The following is a 17,868-nucleotide window of genomic DNA, read 5'->3' as shown; positions in this document are numbered from 1 at the left end:
CATTATGGCGAATGAAAAACGAAAAAAATTGACTCCGGTCCAACAAGAATACCATTTATTTGAAAAAGAACGGGAAACGAAGCGCCCGATTGTCCGCAACTGCGCCTGCGCGTTTCTCGTCGGCGGGACCATTTGTGCGATCGGACAGGCGATCTCTTATTTTTACATGTATTTTTTTGACTTTACCGAGCAGACGGCCGGCAATCCGACAGTGGCGACAATGGTGTTCATATCCATGATTTTAACCGGTCTTGGCGTCTACGACCGGATCGCCCAGTTCGCTGGGGCGGGAAGCGCCGTGCCGGTGACGGGGTTTGGCAACGCCGTCATTTCCGCCGCCATCGAGCACCGCACGGAAGGGTTTGTGTTGGGGGTTGGATCGAACATGTTTAAGCTTGCCGGCTCTGTCATTTTGTTTGGTACGTTTTCCGCTTTTGTCATCGCCCTTGTCAAAACGATTGCGACCCAGTGGGGGGGATTGTAATGCTGAAAGGGCACCGCACATGGGTGTTTGCGAACAAGCCGGCGATCATCGCGACGGCGGCCGTCGGCGGGCCGTTTGAGGCGAACGGCCGCCTCGCCGATGACTTTGATCTTCTTCACGAAGATTTATGGCTCGGAGAGGAGTCGTACGAGAAGGCGCATCGAGTGCTCATGGAAGAAGCAGCGTTTCAGGCGATGGAAAAAGCCGGCCTGGAGAAAGAAAAAGTGCAATTTCTCATCGCCGGCGACTTGATCAACCAAATGACCCCGACGAACTTCGCCGCGCGGACGCTCGGCATGCCGTATCTCGGCATTTTTGGCGCCTGCTCCACTTCGATGGAAGGGCTGGCGCTCAGCGCTTTTATTACGAACTACGGAGGGGCAGATTATATATTAACCGGAGCCTCAAGCCACAACACTGCCGTCGAAAAGCAGTTTCGCTACCCGACGGAATACGGCGGGCAAAAGCCACCGACGGCGCAGTGGACAGTGACGGGAGCTGGCGTGGCGATCGTCAGTCCGAAAGGGGACGGGCCGCGCGTGACCGCGGCGACGATCGGCCGAGTTGTAGATATGGGTCTTGCTGATCCGTTCAACATGGGTGGAGCGATGGCGCCGGCGGCGGTCGATACGATTGAGGCGCACTTGCGCGATCGGCAAATCGACGCATCATATTACGATTTGATTGTCACCGGCGATTTAGGGCGGATCGGCCGCCAAGTCTCCCTTGACTTGCTGCGTCAGCACGGCATTGACATCGATGAAGAGCGTTACCAAGATTGCGGACTGCTCATTTACCGCGATGGGCAACCGATCTTGTCCGGAGCGAGCGGGGCGGCTTGTTCCGCCGTCGTCGTTTACGGGCATCTCATCAACCGGATGCGTCGCGGCGAGCTGAAGCGCATTTTGGTAGTGGCGACGGGGGCGCTCTTGTCGCCGTTATCGTTCCAGCAAAACGAGACGATTCCATGCATCGCTCACGCGGTGGCGATCGAGTATGGAGGTGAGGCGTAGCGTGCTGGCTATGTTTTTTTGGGCGTTTGTTGTCGGCGGGCTGATTTGTTTGATCGGGCAAATTTTGATGGACGTGTTTAAACTGACACCTGCGCATACGTTGACGATTCTCGTCGTCATCGGGGCGATTTTGGATGGATTCGGTTTGTATGAGCCACTCATCGATTTTGCCGGCGCCGGGGCGACGATTCCGATTACGAGCTTTGGAAACGCACTCGTTCATGGTGCGATGCAAGAGGCGGAAAAACACGGCATTATCGGCGTATTGACCGGCATGTTTGAGGTGACGAGCGCTGGCATCTCCGCAGCGATCATCTTTGGGTTTATCGGGGCGCTCTTGTTCCGCCCGAAAGGATAGGAGGGATCGTTCATGACCGTTGCTTCGCAAGTGAAACAAACGTTGGCGAGCCTAAAAGGCATTCACGCTGGGCTGCAACAGCTGGCGCTCACTTCTCAGGACGAAACGGCGCAGCGGACGTTTCATGAAGCGATGCTTGTGACAGAGGAGATCATCGCGGACATCAAAGACCGGATCGGCCGGCTCGAGTTCGAAGAGCCGCAATACCACGGAAAGTAAGGAGCATGATCGATGCCTATATGGTTAGAAACCGCCATTCGTTCGATTTGCATTTTAATCGGGTTGTTCGTTATTACCCGCATTCTCGGCAAAAAGCAATTATCAAAATTGTCGTTTTTTGAATACATCGTCGGCATTACCGTCGGCGATATCGCCGGAACGATGTCGGTCGATTTAGGGATTTCGTTGCAAGAAGGCATTACCAGCATTTTGATTTGGTCGCTGTTTCCAGTCATTGTCGCTCGTCTCTCGCTGCGCAATAAGAAATTTCGTGATTTTGTCGAGGGCAATTCCACGGTTTTTATTAAAAACGGCAAAATTTTAGAAGAAAATTTGAAGCGGGAAAAATATACGGTGGATGAGCTGCTTGAGCAGCTGCGCAAAAAAGATGTGTTTCGCGTCGCCGACGTCGAGTTTGCGGTGCTGGAGCCCAACGGTGACTTGAACGTGTTGCTGAAGCGGGAAAAGCAACCGCTCACCGTCGGCGATGTGTTCCCAAACCCACCGCGGGAAAAAGAGCCACAAACGGTCATTATGGACGGCATGATTTTGGATGAGCCGCTCGCGACGATGGGGCTTGGCCGCGGCTGGCTGAAGGAACAGCTTGACAAGCAGGGAGTGGCGATTGAAAATGTGTTTCTCGCCCAAGTCGATTCATATGGGCAGCTGACGATCGATTTGTATGATGACAAGATTCAAATTGCCGAGCCGCAGGAGAAAAAGCTGCTCTTGGCCGCAATGAAAAAAGTGCAGGCTGATCTGGAGCTGTATGCGCTGCAGACGAATGCGGAAGAGGCGAAGGAGCTGTATGAACGAAATGCCACAAAAATGGCAGAGCTTGTGCAAAAAGTTGAACCACTCTTGCAAAACTGATGACATAGGAGGAAACAACGATGGAAGACAAACGAACGAAAACGACCGATGAGGAAATTCAAATCCAATTGAAGCCAAATGAAGGCTCCGAGCGGGCGCGGACGACGGATGAGGAAATGTCGATTGAATTGATGTTCGACAGCCCGCAGCTGACGCGCCAGCCGAAAGACTACGACGAAATCGAATATTGACGGCTTCCGTTTCCCCAATCGGTGTTCCATAGGGGGCTGTCTATTCATTCGCATGGCTGTCCGAGAAGGAAAAAATTCCTTTCCCGGACAGCCTCTTTTTGTTGCCCTTCGTCTCTGGCGAGGCAAGGATGCCGCCCCGCTTTACTCCGGCAGAGACTGCAAAAAGGCGCGCACCTCTTCCGGCGTTTTGGCGTCAGCGCTGTGCAGATGAGCAATTTTTTCTCCGTTGCGGAAGACAAGCAGGCTCGGGATGCCAAGTACCTGGTATTTCTCGCCAAGTTCCGGAAACTGATCGCGATCGATTTCCCACCAATCATATTGATTGTGGTCGCGGACGATGTCATCGATGAACATGTTCAGTCGCACGCAGTCCGGACACCAAGTTGTGTAAAACTTGATGATCGTTGGTTGATCGCCGGAAATGACCGCCTCGAATTGCTCCACTGTTTCAATGCGTTTCACATTCGTTCCCTCCCTTTCATGTTGCCGTTCATCTTTACTTTATCATATGGCAAGGCAAAAAAAGAACGGTGACGCCTTCACCCTGTGCAGCCGTTTTGGCATACAACAGTAAGAAAGGGGGGAAAAGGGTGAGCAAAGAGTTGGAAAAAGCGCTCGAAAATTGGGTGGCGTCGCGCAAAGAAGGGCATGAAACGTTCATCCGCCTGTTTGAACAATGGGGAAAGGACTTTAACAAACAGCTGCAAGAAATCGAAAAACTGAACAACGGGTTTCTCAAAAGTGTGCAAGGCCACTTGGACTACATCGAGCAATGGTTTGCGAAGAAGGAGCGGGAATTTGCCGAGCTGTTCCGCCGATTTGGATGACAAAATGGCCTTTGCGCCCATACGTCCTGATGCACGGATGAATACGATACAGTAAACGGAGAAGGAGGTGCATCCGAATGGGCTTCTGCGGTTACGGCTTTCCGTATTACGGCTACGGCTATGGCGGTGGCTATGGCGGTGGCTTTGTGTTGATTGTTGTGTTGTTCATTTTGTTGATTATTGTCGGCGCGGCATTTGTCGCTTAACAGACGCGCGGATTCGATACGGGCCGTTTCGGCGCCACGGAGCGGCTCGTATTTTTCTTTCCTTGATTGATGCACGCTGCGGCGGGGGCATCATACGATATAGAAGGGAGAAGGAGGCGGAACGATGGATCAGCAATTTTTTAAAAACATCGAAAAGAAAACCGGGGTCAATATGAAAGACGTCTTTGAGCTCGCCAACTCGCTGCAAAACGCGAATTTCAGCGACGAGAAAACGGTGCGCCAAGTCGTGAAGCGGGTGGCGCAAATCGCCAATCGAAAAGTGCCCAAGGAGCTTGAAGACCAAATCGTCAAGGCCATCGTCCATAACGGCAAGCAAATTGATTTCAATACGATCGCCAATATGCTGAACAACAAAAAATAAGCGAAAGGGAGCTTGCGTGTGCACAGCTCCCTTTTTTATCCTCTCTGCCCAAGCAAAAGAACAGGTGTCTAGAGATCTCCCAGCACTTGATGCAAGGTAGGCGAGGAACGCTCAAGCAGCTGGTTATTCGAGCGATTTCACCATCGTGACATGTGGGATGCCGGCGTCCATAAAGACACCGGAGACGGTCGTATAGCCGAGCTTTTTGTAAAACGGTTCTGCGTGTGTTTGAGCGTTCAGTTTCGCCGTTTTCGCCCCTTGTGTTTTCGCCAGCTGTTCGATCGCTTCCATCACCATCCGTCCGGCGCCACGGCCGCGGTAGGACGGCAGGATGCAAATGCGCTCGATTTTGCCGACGCCTTCGTCAATGAAACGGAGTCGTCCAGCGCCGATCGGTGTTTGGCCATCATACAGGACGAGATGGAACGATTCGTGCTCGAACGAATCCATCTCCTCTTCTTCCGGCACGTTTTGCTCTTCGATGAACACCATCCGGCGGACGCGCAAGGCGTCTTCGTACAAAGTGCGATCCTTCGTTGTTCCAATAGCGATGTTCATCTTTAGATCGTTTCCTTTCCCCCGACGACAAACGTTTCATAGACGGTCCATGATCCGTTTTCAAGTTGGTAGAGAAGATGGAAGCGGTCGACCGTCTCTTCAAAGTGCACTTCCTGCAGCTTCAATTGACTGTAGACATCGGCATATTCCGCCCCCGGCAAATCGCGGCCGATCGTAATGTGCGGCACGAATACAAACTCCGGCTTTCCAGCGAACAAGCCGCTGTGCAGTTGTTCATGAAGGCGCTCGAGCACATCGTTGGGCTCCACTTTCAAATAAATGATGTTGCTTGTCGGGTAAAACGAGCTGAATTTCGTCACTTTGATCGGAATGGGAGGTGTTTCCGCCGCAATGCGGCGCAGCTCTTTTGTCATTTCCTTCAGTTGTTCCTCATTCGCCTCGAACGGATACTTCAGTGTAATATGCGGCGGGATGAGGGCATAATGGCTGTCGTACCGTTTCCGGTACGAGTTGGCGAAGTCTTGAATCGGTTTTGGCGGAAAGATGACAATGCCGTACTTCATTTTGTTTTCCCTCCTTGAACCAGTTTTTTTCCACGCGCAGGCAGCGTATGGAATGGATGCGGCGGCTCGACATCTTTGAAGTTGCCCTGTTTTGGCCTATAACGATAAAACAGCGGCTACGGCCCGGGGGACATCCGGCTGCCAATACGTCCACGCATGACCGCCTTCGAACTCATGGTACGTATAAGCAAACCGTTTTTCCATAAACAAGTCCCGCGCCATTCGATTCGGGGTGATAAAATCGCGCACATGGCCATCCGTCGTTTTCACCGCTGTTTCCTCTGTGCCAACAGAATGGTAAAGCGAAAGGAGCGATGGATCGCGGAATGAGCGGATGCGCGCCAATACCGAGTCATCGATATAGGGGGACTGCATGGCGATTTTCCCAAATGTATGCGGATACAACAACCCGGCTAGAAGCGACACCGTTCCGCCGAGCGAATCGCCGATCAGCGCCCGGCCTTTGCCCATTTGATATGTCGGTAGTTCGCGGTCCAAAAACGGGGCGAGTTCATGGGCTAAAAAACGAAGGTATGCTTCGTGCTTTCGGCCTTCCGGATGGTATTTCTCGTAGCGATCGTTGACGTTCCGATACGGGATGCCGACGACGATCGTCCGGTCGATTGTTCCTTCTTTCATCAGTGTTTCGATGACGTTTTTCATTTTTCCATACATAAAATAATCTTTGCCGTCTTGCGCGATTAATAAAGAATATTTGTAAAGCGGCGAAAAATTGCTTGGCAAGTAGACGAGCAGTTCGATTTCTTCTTGCAGCTCTCCGCTGTACAACTTGTAGTCGCGCATCGTTCCTGTTGCTGTCGCCATGACCATCCTCCATGAAAGCGTAAGTTCATCTGTTATTGTAACATATTTGCGCCCAAAGATGTTAATGCAAGGGCTCGAATTTTTCGCGAATTTGCCGAATCGCACCGCTGACAAAAAAAGCTTGCAAAAACGGGGGGAATGCGTTACATTTTTATTAAATTTAAAAAAATTGAATACGCGTCCCATTCTTATCAAGAGAAGCGGAGGGAACTGGCCCAATGAAGCTTCAGCAACCAGCCGCCCGGCGGCCAGGTGCTAAATCCAGCGAATTGAGCATTCAATTCGGCAGATAAGAAGAAGCATGACCATGTGTATGGAAAAGTCTTCTTCTTAGAAGACTTTTTTTATTTATTCAGGCGGCCGCTTCCATCAACCGCGAGGCGGTTTAGGACGAAGGTGCTTGGCCGCTGCCCAACGGACAGCGGTGCTTCGTTGGGCGTCAAGCAGTCGGCCGTTGATCCATGATGGAATTTTCAGCAGAGGGAGAGAGATGAGATGGAGAAACTGGAGACGTTGTTAGCGCAAATTGGCAACCGGAGCGAAACCGTGACGGGAACGGTCAACCCGCCTGTTTATTTTTCCACCGCTTACCGCCATGCCGGCATCGGAGAGTCGACTGGGTTTGACTACATCCGCACCGGCAACCCGACGCGCAAAATCGTCGAAGAAGCAATCGCGAGACTGGAAGGCGGCGACCAAGGCTATGCGTTCAGCTCCGGCATGGCCGCCATTCAGACGGTGCTCGCCTTGTTTGAGAGCGGAGATGAGTTTCTCGTATCGGCCGACCTTTACGGCGGCACGTACCGTTTGTTTGAGCGCGGCTGGCGCAAGTACGGTCTTGGGTTCCATTATGTCGATTTTACCGATCTCGATGCGGTGGAAGCGTGTATCACCGAAAAAACGAAGGCAATTTTCTTGGAAACGCCGACGAATCCACTGATGCAGGAGACAGATATTGCCGCTGTCTCTGAACTCGCCAAGCGGCACGGACTGCTGTTGATCGTGGACAACACGTTTTACACGCCGGTGCTCCAGCGCCCGATCGAACAAGGAGCCGATATCGTCATCCACAGCGCGACGAAATATTTAGGCGGCCATAATGATGTGTTGGCCGGCTTGGTCGTCGCCAAGGGAGAAGAGCTTTGTCAACGCTTGGCTGAGTATCAGAACGCCATCGGCGCCGTCTTGTCCCCGTTTGACTCCTGGCTGTTGATCCGCGGGATGAAGACGTTGGCGCTAAGGATGCGCCAGCATGAAGAAAACGCCAAGCGCATCAGCGCCTTTTTGCGCGAACATGAAGATGTCACCGACGTCTTATATCCAGGAAGAGGCGGGATGCTGTCGTTCCGGATTGCCGATGAAAAGTGGGTGAACGGATTTTTAAAAAGCTTGCGCCTTATTACGTTCGCGGAAAGCCTGGGCGGAGTCGAAAGCTTCATCACGTACCCAGCGACGCAGACGCATGCGGATATTCCGGAAGACATCCGCATCCGAAACGGCGTCTGCAACCGGCTGCTCCGCTTCTCGGTCGGCATTGAGCACGCCGATGATTTGATCGCCGACTTGGCGCAGGCGTTCAAAAACATGAAAGAGGTGTGAGCGATGGAACGGGAATGGTCGTTTTCGACAAAACTGCTCCATAACGAATGGAAAGTCGATCGCCACACGGGAGCGGTGAGCGTGCCGATCCAACACGCCTCCACGTTCCATCAGTTCGATTTCGACTCGTTCGGCAAATACGACTACAGCCGCTCCGGCAACCCGACGCGCGAGGCGCTTGAGGAAACGATCGCCGCCTTAGAAGGCGGTGTGCGCGGGTTCGCGTTCGCCTCCGGCATGGCCGCCATCTCCACGGCGTTTTTGCTCCTGTCCAAAGGCGACCATGTGCTCGTAACCGAAGACGTCTACGGCGGCACGTATCGGATCGTCACCGAAGTGCTGAGCCGGTTCGGCATTGACTATACGTTTGTCGATATGACCGATCTCAAGGCGGTGGCGGAAAACATCCGGCCGAATACGAAGGTCATTTATATGGAAACGCCGTCCAACCCGCTGTTAAAAGTGACCGACATTCGCGCTGTCGTCGAGCTGGCGAAAGCGCACGGCTGTTTGACGTTTTTGGACAATACGTTTATGACCCCGGCGCTGCAACGGCCGTTGGATCTCGGCGTCGACGTTGTCCTCCACAGCGCGACGAAGTTTTTAGCCGGCCATAGCGACGTCGTCGCCGGACTGGCGGTCGTGAAAGACGAGGAGCTCGGCAAACAGCTGTACAAATGGCAAAACGCCTTTGGCGCCGTCCTCGGCGTCCAAGACGCGTGGCTTGTGCTTCGGGGGCTAAAAACGCTTCACGTTCGGCTGAAACAGTCGTCCGAATCGGCCATGACCATCGCCGAGTATTTGCTGCGCCATCCGAAAGTGGAAGAGGTGTATTATCCGGGATTGGCGAACCATCCAGGCCATGACATTCAACGCAGCCAAGCGGCGGGGTTTGGCGCCGTGCTGTCGTTCCGTTTGGCCGATGAGGAAGCGGCCCGGACGTTCGTCCGCCACGTCCGCCTGCCGGTGTTCGCCGTCAGCCTTGGGGCGGTCGAATCGATTTTGTCGCACCCGGCGAAAATGTCGCACGCTGCCATGCCGAAGGAAGAGCGGCTGCGGCGCGGCATTACCGACGGCTTGCTGCGGCTGAGCGTCGGGCTTGAGGATGTCAACGATCTGATCGCCGATGTTGAGCAGGCGCTGTCGTTTGTGAAAGAACGGCCGTCGATTTCGGCGCGCTAAAAGGCGGAGAACGAAAGCTTCGTTGTCGTGGGGGAAGTGATGGACATGGTCATCACGCAAATCTATCCCTGCGCCAGTGCCAACGCCGGCCGCGCCCGGAAGTGGTGAACATGGTCATCACACAAAGCGCGAAAAGACGGTGAACCAAAGCCCCGTCGGCGCCGTGCCGCCGTTTTTCCGCCGACCGATGCCGAGGGCGCTCCAATCGTTCAACGTTGTCATCGCAAAACGGAGGGGGGAACCACTGCGTACAGCGCAGCGGTTGACGCCCATTCCCCCTCAGCACAGAACCGCCATGGAGCGCCTTCAATCGGCCGTAACCCCACCCCCGCGCCTCCCGGCAAAACGGCAGCCTTCGCCGAATAACAGCACCGCCGCGCCACTGGGCAATACGAAACCATCCAGCGCCGTTGCCCCCGCTCTTGCTTGAACCGTTCCGCCACCGATTGTTTGTTTAGGGGGCCGGTGATTTACTCGCCCAACCGCTTCTTCGGATCGTTTCTCAAGTAGAAAAAACTTGCTGCATCAGCCTCTATGTTCACGCGTTCCATCGCCGATCAAGGCAAACAGCGGGTTTTCACCAACCTTTTAGGGGAAGGCCGCTTTCCCTTTCTTAAACTGAACAGCAATTTTTTTAAAAAGTTGTTGACAACGCATATGCTCGTCTATATAATTAAAAATGTGTTCGATAGCGGACAACAATATATGATTCCGTAGCTCAGCTGGGAGAGCGCCACCTTGACAGGGTGGAGGTCGCTGGTTCGAGCCCAGTCGGAATCATCAAGTGAAATCCCTTGAGCCACAAGGCTTCAAGGGGTTTTTTATTTTTCACCTCAACCTCATGAAAAACTTGTGGATTCCTTGATGATGTGCTCATCGATTCATGAGACATGAACCTCCTTGCAGGGAGTTATAGGCACATTAGTGCTGGATGGGAGCATCTACGTGCAATGTGATTCGGAGCGACCGGCGATGGTAAAAACGTATTACTATCGCTGGTTGTGTTGGTCGGAAGTGATTCTAAAAAACGAAAACAATTCTTTCTTTCATCCCTGTTCGGATGCGGAAAGTGAGTTTACCATTCAACCAGATTGTAAATAGTGATGTTGAAGGGGATGGTTACAAATGATTGATTTACCTGATAAAATCAAGAGCCTAATTCATGAAGAGGAGTATTCTATTGACGATGTAGGAATGTCAGGTTCTACAGTCGTTCTGTTTAAGGATAAAGTGCTTAAAATCCAAACCATAAGTGAAGAAGCAGAAAATGAATATTATGTGATGGAATGGTTGCAGGGCAAACTACCCGTTCCTAAGGTTTTGGGATATGAAAAAGATGAAAAGAAGACCTATTTCTTAATGACCAAAGTACCTGGAGAAATGGCGTGCGCAGATAAATATCTGAAAGATCCAGAGCAATTAACGACGATGCTAGCAGAAGGGGTGCAAATGCTATGGAATGTTGATATCCGTAACTGTCCATACAGTTGGAATCTAGAGAAAAAATTGCAGATGGCGAAATATAGAGTGGAAAATAACCTTGTGGATATAGATGATGCAGAGCCAGGTACATTTGGTGAAAATGGATTCCAAAATCCACATCATCTTCTTGAATGGCTTAATAAGAATAAGCCAGAGGAAGAGCTTGTTCTATCCCATGGAGACTTTTGTCTTCCAAATATATTTTTAGCAAATGGAAAAGTTTCAGGATATATTGATTTAGGAAGGGCAGGGATCGCAGATAAATGGCAGGATATCGCTTTGTGTTATCGCAGCTTGCTCCATAATCTTAATGGGAAGTATACTGGAAAGCAACATCAGGGATTTTATGCAGATATGCTGTTTGAAAAGTTAGGATTAGAACCCAATTGGGACAAGATTCGGTATTACATTCTTTTGGATGAGCTTTTTTAATGCCTCCGCAAAAGAGAAGCTGTCCTTCATGATTTCAGGGCTAGAGCAAAGTTATAAAAAATACAGACGCATTAGCTGTTGTGAAGTTATTACTTTGAAGGAAAGACAGTTGAGAAGATACCTGAGAAATTAAATTTACCGCCAAAAAAGTTACAGATAATAAAAGAGAGATTTGAGTCTACAGCAACTTGAATGAAAACGTCCTGCGTTTGCACAGGACGTTTTTTGAAAAATTGATTCGTTTTTTGAAAGAGTGAAGTGCTGAGAATCCGAGTTCGACAGTTTTGAACTCACATTTCTCATTCTTTCGATGAAAATCGGGAGGATTTTGTGTCCATTGTCGCATGAATCGTCATATCCATGCTGTTTTTTCCACTTGTCTTGTGCCACTTGATTAAGAAGCTGTAGTTGAGTTTTAATGTCCGCTACGAGTGATCAACATCTTTGGTCAATGCGTTTATGAGCACGAAGCGTGACGGGGATGGACTTCCCGCCCCTTAAGATACTGCCGTGGCGGTCGACGGCGTTGTTTCTTCCATCCACTGCAAAAAGGCTTCCACCATTTCTTCATCCCACTGTGTCCCTTTTCCTTGACGCAAAATAGCGGCTGCTTGGTGAATTTCCATGCCTTTGCGATACGGGCGATCTGATGTCATGGCATCAAATGCGTCAGCGACGGCGATGATTCGTCCGAACAGAGGGATGTCCTCGCCGCGCAGTCCATCTGGGTATCCTTTTCCATCGATCCGCTCATGATGGGAGCGGATCCCCGGCAACAGCGGCTCAACCGGTTTTAGCGGTTGGATCTCGCGCAAAATCGATTCGCCAATGACAGGATGTTTTTTAATCCAGGCAAACTCTTCCTCGCTCAGTTTCCCTTCTTTCAGCAAAACAGCGTCGGGGATGCCGATTTTGCCAATATCATGGAGAAGGGCTGAGCGGTATAGCACCTCAAGCTGTTCCGGCGGCAAAGCCAGTTTCTCCCCGATGGCGCGGGCATAATGCGCCACGCGCAACGAATGTCCCGCGGTGTAAGGGTCGCGGGCGTCCAACGCCGCGGTCAAAACCGTGATGAAACTGTCCAGCAGCTGTTTATTCAGCTGATCACGACTGTGTACAGCGCCGATCATATGGTTGAATCCGCGAAGCAATTCAGCGAACTCATCCGTATAGACATTGTGGGCGATCGGTTCATACGCTTCCGTTTCCGCCCGTTTCATGTGAGTAAGCAAAACGTTGACCGGTTCATGGATTTCTTCGACCAATAAGCGCGCCAAAAATATAGAAAAGCCGATGCAAAAGAGCAAAATCGTGGCAGCCCAAGGCCAGTAGGACCAATGGGCCCCGTTTGGATCGGTCATCGACCATTTGATTTCAGTAGCAAGGCTAAACAGCAGAACAGGAAACGCACTGCTGAATAACACCGTGAGCTGCAGTTTCGTTTTTAAGGAAATGGAAAGCGGCACTTGTTCCGTCCTTGGACCGATTTGCGCTGATAAAGATGCCAACAATGGTCGGCATGCTTTCGTTGTCAAAAAAAACTCAATGAGTGCATGGAGCGAGGCGATCAGCACAGCCCCGGCCAACGCGTACATAATATATCGATATGGAAGGGACAAAATATGGTAGTGAATGCACAAGGCGGTCAGCCCGGCGCCCGGGATCGATAATCCGAATAAGTGCGGTCCTAAAATCCGCCGAACGGCCAACAGCGGAAAGCGCTGCACTTGTTTGAAGGCTGCGAGCGCCAATGACGGGTCTGGAGATTGGGATGCAAAAAAGCGGCGAATAGGGGCTACATCCCGGGCGAAGACGATCGCTTCCGCGGTCGCCATCACCATTGCCGATGTGAATAAAATGGCGATCAGCCATTTTCCTTCCTGCGCTGATACACGCAACGTTGTCAGCATGAACGTTGTGCCTACTCCTCCGACGGCCATTGCGGATCCAATGACGTAGTAGCGCCATAATTGCCGCAAAAAGGAACGATACATTGGTTTCCTACCTTTCTTTGTCTAATTCGGCAAGTGATGATGTCTGGATGCTGTTTGTTTGAACAGAGGCGTGATTCCCGTCCGCTAAGGCAGAGCGAGCGATGAAACCTTGGATTCGGCGCACCTTGCATTCTTTCGTTCCTCATTTTTTAAAGGGCCGGTGACAACGAGGCACCGGAGGGATGAAAAACCGAAAAGCCAATGGTAGTCCTAAGTCTACTATACTAGTTCTTTTGAATAGTGACAATGTGCGCAAGCGATTTTTTCAAATGACGTTGACTGATGGTCGTTGTCCACTCGTTCGTCGGCGGAGGGGGGCGGTTAAGACTGCCGATGGCCTCAAAGCTGCGGCATGTGAGCGAGAAAGACCGGCTGTGCCTATGTATGGCCAATAGAGCGTCCCATGGTGCTGAGACACTCCATTGGCCGATAAAGTGAATTATTGTTGATTGTGTTGGAAAGGAAGGGGCAAGCCGCCGAGAACGTTGAGCAGTTGCTGCAATACGGAGAGGGCTTGTTGCAAGGTGGATGAAATCGTTGGCAAGGTCGTGTTGATCGTATTGATTGCGCTAGGCAATTGCTGCAGTATCGTTTGGATGTTCGGGAGTTCAGCGGTTAGGAAGGCCAACAATTAAGCGGCTTGAGCTAAAACGGGCGCCAGCGTGTTGGATAAGAAATCGGGAATGGCTTGCACGGTCGTTTGCAAGTTGGCCAACAGATTGTTCAATGCATCGACAATCGTTTGCACCAGCGGCTGCAACGCTGTCGGCAGATTGACGACCGCATCGAGAATCGATTGCAAAATCGGCTGCAAATTGGCAACGGCATTGTTAACGGCATTCAGCACATCTTGTAAAATCGGCTGCAAAGCAGCAGGCAAACCTGTTACGGCATTCAGCAAATCTTGCCAAATCGGTTTTAGAAGCGCGGCAAAAAATAGTGATGGCCCTTAGCTGACATCGGATGGCATGAAACGAGAAGCCGATGGCAAAAGGTTTTTAGTTTGCGAAACAAGGCGGTGAATCAGCATGCTGCTTACATCACCAGCCTTCTAGAAGGGCGTGATTTTAAGGAAGATGCGAAACAACAGATCTTCTTGTTTATACGGTTGACTGTTTTGCATGCATGGTTGCTGTCGCTTTGGAAATGAGAAAAACCTGTTTGGTTGTACGGAAGGATGGAGAACGTTTGTTTTCCGTACGCCACTCGTTTTTCTTCAACCTTTTTGCCCGCTTGGACGTGCGAGCGGAAAAACAGAGACGCCGCGTTTGACAATGAATCAAACGCGACTCTTGAGTGAAGGGAATTTAACGAACGGATTCGAGTTGCTTGGCAAGATGGTGGAGCTTTTTCTCGTGCTGGATGGTTTTCGACGCGAGGAAATGGACGGTTTCTTGCGTTTCTGTCAACTCCACGCGCAAGCCGGCGAATTTTTGTTCGAGTCGATCAAACCGCTCGTTCACCTCGGCGCGAAATTGTTGCATTTCCGCTCTCAATTGGTTGGCTGTGTCTTGTATTTCTGCTCTCAATTGGTTAGCCATGTCTTGCATTTCTTTCCGCAGCTGATTAGCGGTGTCTTGGATTTCCGCTCTCAGTTGGTTAGCTGTGTCTTGAATTTCTGCTCTCAGCTGGTTAGCTGTGTCTTGGATTTCTGTTCGTAATTGGCTTCCCATTTCGTCAATTTGGGTGCGGATGTCGCGGGAAAATATTTTCAGCGCCTCGACTACTTCTTTCACGATGGTATCGCGTTCCATGCTTGTTCACCTCCTCTGGGTTTGATTATACAACGTGCAGCAAGGAAAGAACATAGCGTTTTGAACAAGTTTTTTCTCTGGTGGATTGCCTTGAGCCGCAGGGCTAGGGGGAAGAGAACGTTCGTGTCAATGGCCACGGCCGCGAGTGGCAGGAATGAAGGGGTCACTTTTCAACTTCCGTTGTGTTTTATACCCATTACCGGTATAATGTAATTGAAAGAGGTGATGTTGGATGAACCATTATGAAGATCACCATATCGATCCCAAAATGGTTCCACGGACGGAACAGGAAATCGAACGCATCATCAAGCGCTTGAAGCGCATCGAAGGGCAAGTGCGCGGGGTGCAAAAAATGGTGGAGGACAATCGGTATTGCATCGATATTTTAGTGCAAATTTCCGCGATTAGAGCAGCGTTGAACCAAGTCGGGCTACAGTTGCTTGAACGCCATGTGAGCCATTGCGTGGCCAAAGCGATCCGTGAAGGGAGCGGAGATGAATCGATTCGCGAATTGATGGATGTGATGAAACAATTTTCAAAGTAAGGGAGGGAAAGGGAAATGGGGGAGCTGAAAACCGTGACGCTGAAGGTGACCGGCATGACATGCGCCGCGTGCGCCAGTCGGATTGAGAAAGCATTAAATAAGATGGACGGCGTCAACGCCCATGTCAATTTGGCCATGGAAAAAGCAACGATTCAATACGATCCATCGAAGCAAACGATCGCCGATATCGAAACGAAAATTGAGCATTTAGGGTATGGCGTGGCGACAGAAAAAGTGACGCTCGATATTGAAGGCATGACATGTGCGGCCTGTGCGACACGGATTGAAAAAGGGTTGAATCGGATGGAAGGGGTGACAAGCGCTGCGGTCAACTTGGCGACTAACAGCGCGGTCGTTGAATACAAGCAGGGAGTTGCATCTGTCGAAGACATTTTAGAGAAAATCAAAACGCTTGGGTACAGGGGGCAAATTCGAAACGAAGAACAAGACGGTGCTGGCCGGAAAGAAGAGCAGTTGAAACAGAAGCAGCGGCGACTCGCCATTTCCATCCTCTTATCGTTGCCGCTGCTCTATACGATGCTGGCGCATATGCCGTTTGCTATCGGCTTGCCGATGCCGCATTGGCTGATGAATCCGTGGTTCCAGCTTCTTTTCGCTACACCCGTTCAGTTTTACATCGGCGGTCCCTTCTACGTCGGGGCGTACCGGGCGTTGCGAAACAAAAGCGCCAACATGGACGTCCTTGTGGCGCTGGGAACATCCGCCGCGTACGTGTACAGCTTGTCTGAAGCTTTTCGGACGCTCGGGAATCCTGACTATATGCCGAGGCTGTATTTTGAAACGAGCGCCGTCTTGATCACGCTTGTGCTTGTCGGCAAATATGTTGAAGCTTTGGCAAAAGGGAGGACAACCGAAGCCATTTCGAAGTTGGTCAGCCTGCAGGCGAAGGAAGCGACCGTCATTCGGAATGGGGAAGAAATGAAAGTTCCGCTCGAGGAAGTGGTGATCGGCGATACGATCGTTGTCAAGCCCGGAGAAAAAATTCCGGTAGACGGTACGGTCATCGCCGGAGCATCTTCCGTAGACGAATCGATGATTACAGGTGAATCGATTCCTGTCGATAAGAAGGAAGGCGACTATGTGATCGGGGCAACCATTAATACAAATGGGGTGCTGACTATTCGCGCCGAAAAAGTCGGAAAAGATACCGCGCTTTCTCATATCATTAAAATCGTCGAAGAGGCGCAAGGGTCGAAAGCCCCGATTCAGCGAATGGCGGATGTCATTTCCGGCATTTTCGTACCGATTGTTGTCGGAATTGCGGTTGTTTCCTTTCTCATCTGGTACTTCTTCGTTGCGCCGGGTGATTTGGCCAAAGCGCTTGAGGTGGCCATCGCTGTTCTTGTCATCGCGTGCCCTTGTGCGCTCGGTTTGGCGACACCGACATCGATTATGGTCGGCACCGGCAAAGGGGCGGAACAAGGCATTCTCTTTAAAGGAGGTGAGTACCTAGAGGGAACGCAGCAAATCAATGCCGTATTGCTCGATAAAACAGGAACAGTGACAAAAGGAAAACCGGAAGTCACCGATGTGCTGGCCTTCCGCGAGGACATGCTTAATTATGCGGTTTCCGCCGAGAGCGCTTCCGAGCATCCGCTCGCTCAGGCGATTGTCGAATACGGGAAGAAACAAGCGATTTCGATGAAGCCATTGGAGCACTTCTCCGCTATTGCCGGCCACGGCATTGAAGCGGTCATTGACGGCAAAACCGTTTTGATTGGGACGCGAAAATTGATGAAGGAACGCTCTGTAGAGATTTCTGTGCATGAAGATAAAATGGTAGAGCTTGAAAAACAAGGGAAAACAGTGATGCTCGTTGCCATCGATGGACAGCTGGCCGGCATCATGGCGGTCGCGGATACGGTGAAAGAAAGCGCGAAAGAAGCGATTCAAACGTTAAAACAAATGGGCATCGATGTCTATATGGCAACAGGGGACAATCAGCGGACAGCGGAAGCGATCGCCCATGAAGTAGGCATTGAGCATGTGTATGCCGAGGTGCTCCCGGAAGAAAAAGCGAACATCGTCGAGGAATTGCAAAAACAAGGAAAACGTGTGGCGATGGTCGGCGATGGGATTAACGATGCGCCGGCTTTGGCCAAAGCGGATATTGGGATGGCGATTGGCACAGGAGCGGATGTGGCGATCGAAACGGCCGATGTGACCTTGGTCGGCGGGGATTTGCGCCATATCCCGAAAGCTATTGAGTTGAGCCGGCAAACGATGAAAAACATTCGGCAAAATCTGTTCTGGGCGTTGTTTTATAATACGATCGGCATTCCGGTCGCCGCTTTCGGATTGTTGGAGCCATGGATCGCGGGAGCGGCGATGGCGTTTAGCTCTGTGTCGGTTGTGACAAACGCGCTTCGTTTGAAGCGTGTGAAAATATAAACATTTAAG

At 51.2% G+C, this 17,868-nt stretch carries 22 protein-coding genes, 1 tRNA gene and 1 riboswitch; of the genes, 15 read left to right on the top strand and 8 right to left on the bottom strand.

The genetic code is table 11. The features are described from left to right. Positions 1-4 precede the first annotated feature (4 nt). The 6 genes from spoVAC to N685_RS19710 are packed head-to-tail and all read left to right on the top strand — an operon-like array spanning position 5 to position 3,138. Positions 5-484, top strand: a complete 480-nt coding sequence (spoVAC, locus tag N685_RS0100815) for a stage V sporulation protein AC (protein WP_031405002.1) — start codon at positions 5-7, stop codon at positions 482-484. Further along, on the top strand, positions 484-1,497 hold the full coding sequence (gene spoVAD / locus N685_RS0100810; RefSeq protein ID WP_031405000.1) for a stage V sporulation protein AD: 1,014 nt from the start codon (positions 484-486) through the stop codon (positions 1,495-1,497). Before spoVAC ends, spoVAD begins: the two co-directional genes overlap by 1 nt. A gap of 1 nt (position 1,498) precedes the next feature. Further along, positions 1,499-1,855 (top strand): stage V sporulation protein AE, encoded by a 357-nt coding sequence (spoVAE, locus tag N685_RS0100805; RefSeq protein WP_031404998.1) that lies wholly within the window; start codon positions 1,499-1,501, stop codon positions 1,853-1,855. Between the two features lie 12 nt (positions 1,856-1,867). Further along, complete coding sequence (locus N685_RS0100800) at positions 1,868-2,074, top strand: DUF1657 domain-containing protein (protein WP_031404996.1); 207 nt, start codon at positions 1,868-1,870, stop codon at positions 2,072-2,074. Between the two features lie 12 nt (positions 2,075-2,086). Continuing rightward, entirely contained in the window at positions 2,087-2,947 is an 861-nt protein-coding gene (locus tag N685_RS0100795) for a DUF421 domain-containing protein (protein ID WP_031404994.1), read from the top strand. Positions 2,948-2,967: 20 nt separating this feature from the next. After that, on the top strand, positions 2,968-3,138 hold the full coding sequence (locus N685_RS19710) for a hypothetical protein (protein WP_167332990.1): 171 nt from the start codon (positions 2,968-2,970) through the stop codon (positions 3,136-3,138). 141 nt (positions 3,139-3,279) lie between these two features. Here N685_RS19710 and N685_RS0100785 read toward each other — a convergent pair whose 3' ends face one another. Next, complete coding sequence (locus N685_RS0100785) at positions 3,280-3,600, bottom strand: thioredoxin family protein (protein ID WP_031404992.1); 321 nt, start codon at positions 3,598-3,600, stop codon at positions 3,280-3,282. 128 nt (positions 3,601-3,728) lie between these two features. Here N685_RS0100785 and N685_RS0100780 point away from each other — a divergent pair, with 128 nt between their 5' ends. The 3 genes from N685_RS0100780 (at position 3,729) to N685_RS0100770 (ending at position 4,553) form a co-directional block, all read left to right on the top strand. After that, complete coding sequence (locus N685_RS0100780) at positions 3,729-3,965, top strand: hypothetical protein (RefSeq protein WP_031404990.1); 237 nt, start codon at positions 3,729-3,731, stop codon at positions 3,963-3,965. 77 nt (positions 3,966-4,042) lie between these two features. Next, positions 4,043-4,171 carry a YjcZ family sporulation protein gene (locus N685_RS18645; RefSeq protein ID WP_071880143.1) on the top strand — a complete coding sequence of 43 codons (129 nt, stop codon included), beginning with the start codon at positions 4,043-4,045 and terminating at the stop codon, positions 4,169-4,171. A 124-nt stretch (positions 4,172-4,295) separates the two neighbouring features. Continuing rightward, on the top strand, positions 4,296-4,553 hold the full coding sequence (locus N685_RS0100770) for a stage VI sporulation protein F (protein ID WP_011230363.1): 258 nt from the start codon (positions 4,296-4,298) through the stop codon (positions 4,551-4,553). A 123-nt stretch (positions 4,554-4,676) separates the two neighbouring features. Here the strand turns inward: N685_RS0100770 and N685_RS0100765 are convergent, their stop codons facing one another. The 3 genes from N685_RS0100765 to N685_RS0100755 form a co-directional block, all read right to left on the bottom strand. Beyond that, positions 4,677-5,111 (bottom strand): GNAT family N-acetyltransferase, encoded by a 435-nt coding sequence (locus tag N685_RS0100765; RefSeq protein ID WP_031404988.1) that lies wholly within the window; start codon positions 5,109-5,111, stop codon positions 4,677-4,679. 2 nt (positions 5,112-5,113) lie between these two features. Continuing rightward, positions 5,114-5,635 carry a YjcG family protein gene (locus N685_RS0100760; protein ID WP_031404986.1) on the bottom strand — a complete coding sequence of 174 codons (522 nt, stop codon included), beginning with the start codon at positions 5,633-5,635 and terminating at the stop codon, positions 5,114-5,116. A gap of 96 nt (positions 5,636-5,731) precedes the next feature. Continuing rightward, positions 5,732-6,460: an alpha/beta hydrolase gene (locus N685_RS0100755; protein WP_031404983.1), complete on the bottom strand. Its 729-nt coding sequence runs from the start codon at positions 6,458-6,460 to the stop codon at positions 5,732-5,734. A gap of 185 nt (positions 6,461-6,645) precedes the next feature. Further along, a riboswitch (SAM riboswitch) is annotated at positions 6,646-6,756 on the top strand. A 199-nt stretch (positions 6,757-6,955) separates the two neighbouring features. Between N685_RS0100755 and N685_RS0100750 the strand changes: the two genes are divergently transcribed. Both N685_RS0100750 and metC read left to right on the top strand, forming a co-directional pair. Then, positions 6,956-8,059 (top strand): methionine biosynthesis PLP-dependent protein, encoded by a 1,104-nt coding sequence (locus N685_RS0100750; protein ID WP_031404981.1) that lies wholly within the window; start codon positions 6,956-6,958, stop codon positions 8,057-8,059. A 3-nt stretch (positions 8,060-8,062) separates the two neighbouring features. Further along, positions 8,063-9,241 carry a cystathionine beta-lyase gene (gene metC, locus N685_RS0100745; RefSeq protein WP_031404979.1) on the top strand — a complete coding sequence of 393 codons (1,179 nt, stop codon included), beginning with the start codon at positions 8,063-8,065 and terminating at the stop codon, positions 9,239-9,241. 117 nt (positions 9,242-9,358) lie between these two features. On the opposite strand, the gene N685_RS19410 is transcribed toward metC, so the two are convergent. Continuing rightward, complete coding sequence (locus N685_RS19410; RefSeq protein WP_156961357.1) at positions 9,359-9,514, bottom strand: hypothetical protein; 156 nt, start codon at positions 9,512-9,514, stop codon at positions 9,359-9,361. A 434-nt stretch (positions 9,515-9,948) separates the two neighbouring features. Here N685_RS19410 and N685_RS0100735 point away from each other — a divergent pair. After that, a tRNA-Val gene (locus N685_RS0100735) sits at positions 9,949-10,021 on the top strand. A 345-nt stretch (positions 10,022-10,366) separates the two neighbouring features. Beyond that, positions 10,367-11,155, top strand: a complete 789-nt coding sequence (locus N685_RS0100730) for an APH(3') family aminoglycoside O-phosphotransferase (protein ID WP_051870780.1) — start codon at positions 10,367-10,369, stop codon at positions 11,153-11,155. Positions 11,156-11,652: 497 nt separating this feature from the next. Here the strand turns inward: N685_RS0100730 and N685_RS0100725 are convergent, their stop codons facing one another. The 3 genes from N685_RS0100725 to N685_RS0100715 all read right to left on the bottom strand — a co-directional run bounded on the left by N685_RS0100725 (position 11,653) and on the right by N685_RS0100715 (position 14,903). Next, entirely contained in the window at positions 11,653-13,149 is a 1,497-nt protein-coding gene (locus tag N685_RS0100725; RefSeq protein WP_031404975.1) for an HD-GYP domain-containing protein, read from the bottom strand. A 631-nt stretch (positions 13,150-13,780) separates the two neighbouring features. Beyond that, complete coding sequence (locus tag N685_RS0100720; RefSeq protein ID WP_031404974.1) at positions 13,781-14,017, bottom strand: hypothetical protein; 237 nt, start codon at positions 14,015-14,017, stop codon at positions 13,781-13,783. Between the two features lie 439 nt (positions 14,018-14,456). Next, on the bottom strand, positions 14,457-14,903 hold the full coding sequence (locus N685_RS0100715) for a hypothetical protein (protein ID WP_031404971.1): 447 nt from the start codon (positions 14,901-14,903) through the stop codon (positions 14,457-14,459). 232 nt (positions 14,904-15,135) lie between these two features. Between N685_RS0100715 and N685_RS0100710 the strand changes: the two genes are divergently transcribed. Beyond that, a complete protein-coding gene (locus N685_RS0100710; protein ID WP_031404969.1) occupies positions 15,136-15,447 on the top strand; it encodes a metal-sensing transcriptional repressor in 312 nt (103 codons plus the stop codon). A gap of 15 nt (positions 15,448-15,462) precedes the next feature. Continuing rightward, complete coding sequence (locus N685_RS0100705) at positions 15,463-17,859, top strand: heavy metal translocating P-type ATPase (RefSeq protein WP_031404967.1); 2,397 nt, start codon at positions 15,463-15,465, stop codon at positions 17,857-17,859. The last annotated feature ends 9 nt before the right edge of the window (positions 17,860-17,868 follow it).

The sequence above is a fragment of the Geobacillus vulcani PSS1 genome, assembly GCF_000733845.1.
Lineage (GTDB): Bacteria > Bacillota > Bacilli > Bacillales > Anoxybacillaceae > Geobacillus > Geobacillus vulcani.
Note: the sequence above shows the minus strand (reverse complement) of the source record. Positions and strands in the feature narration are given on the sequence as shown.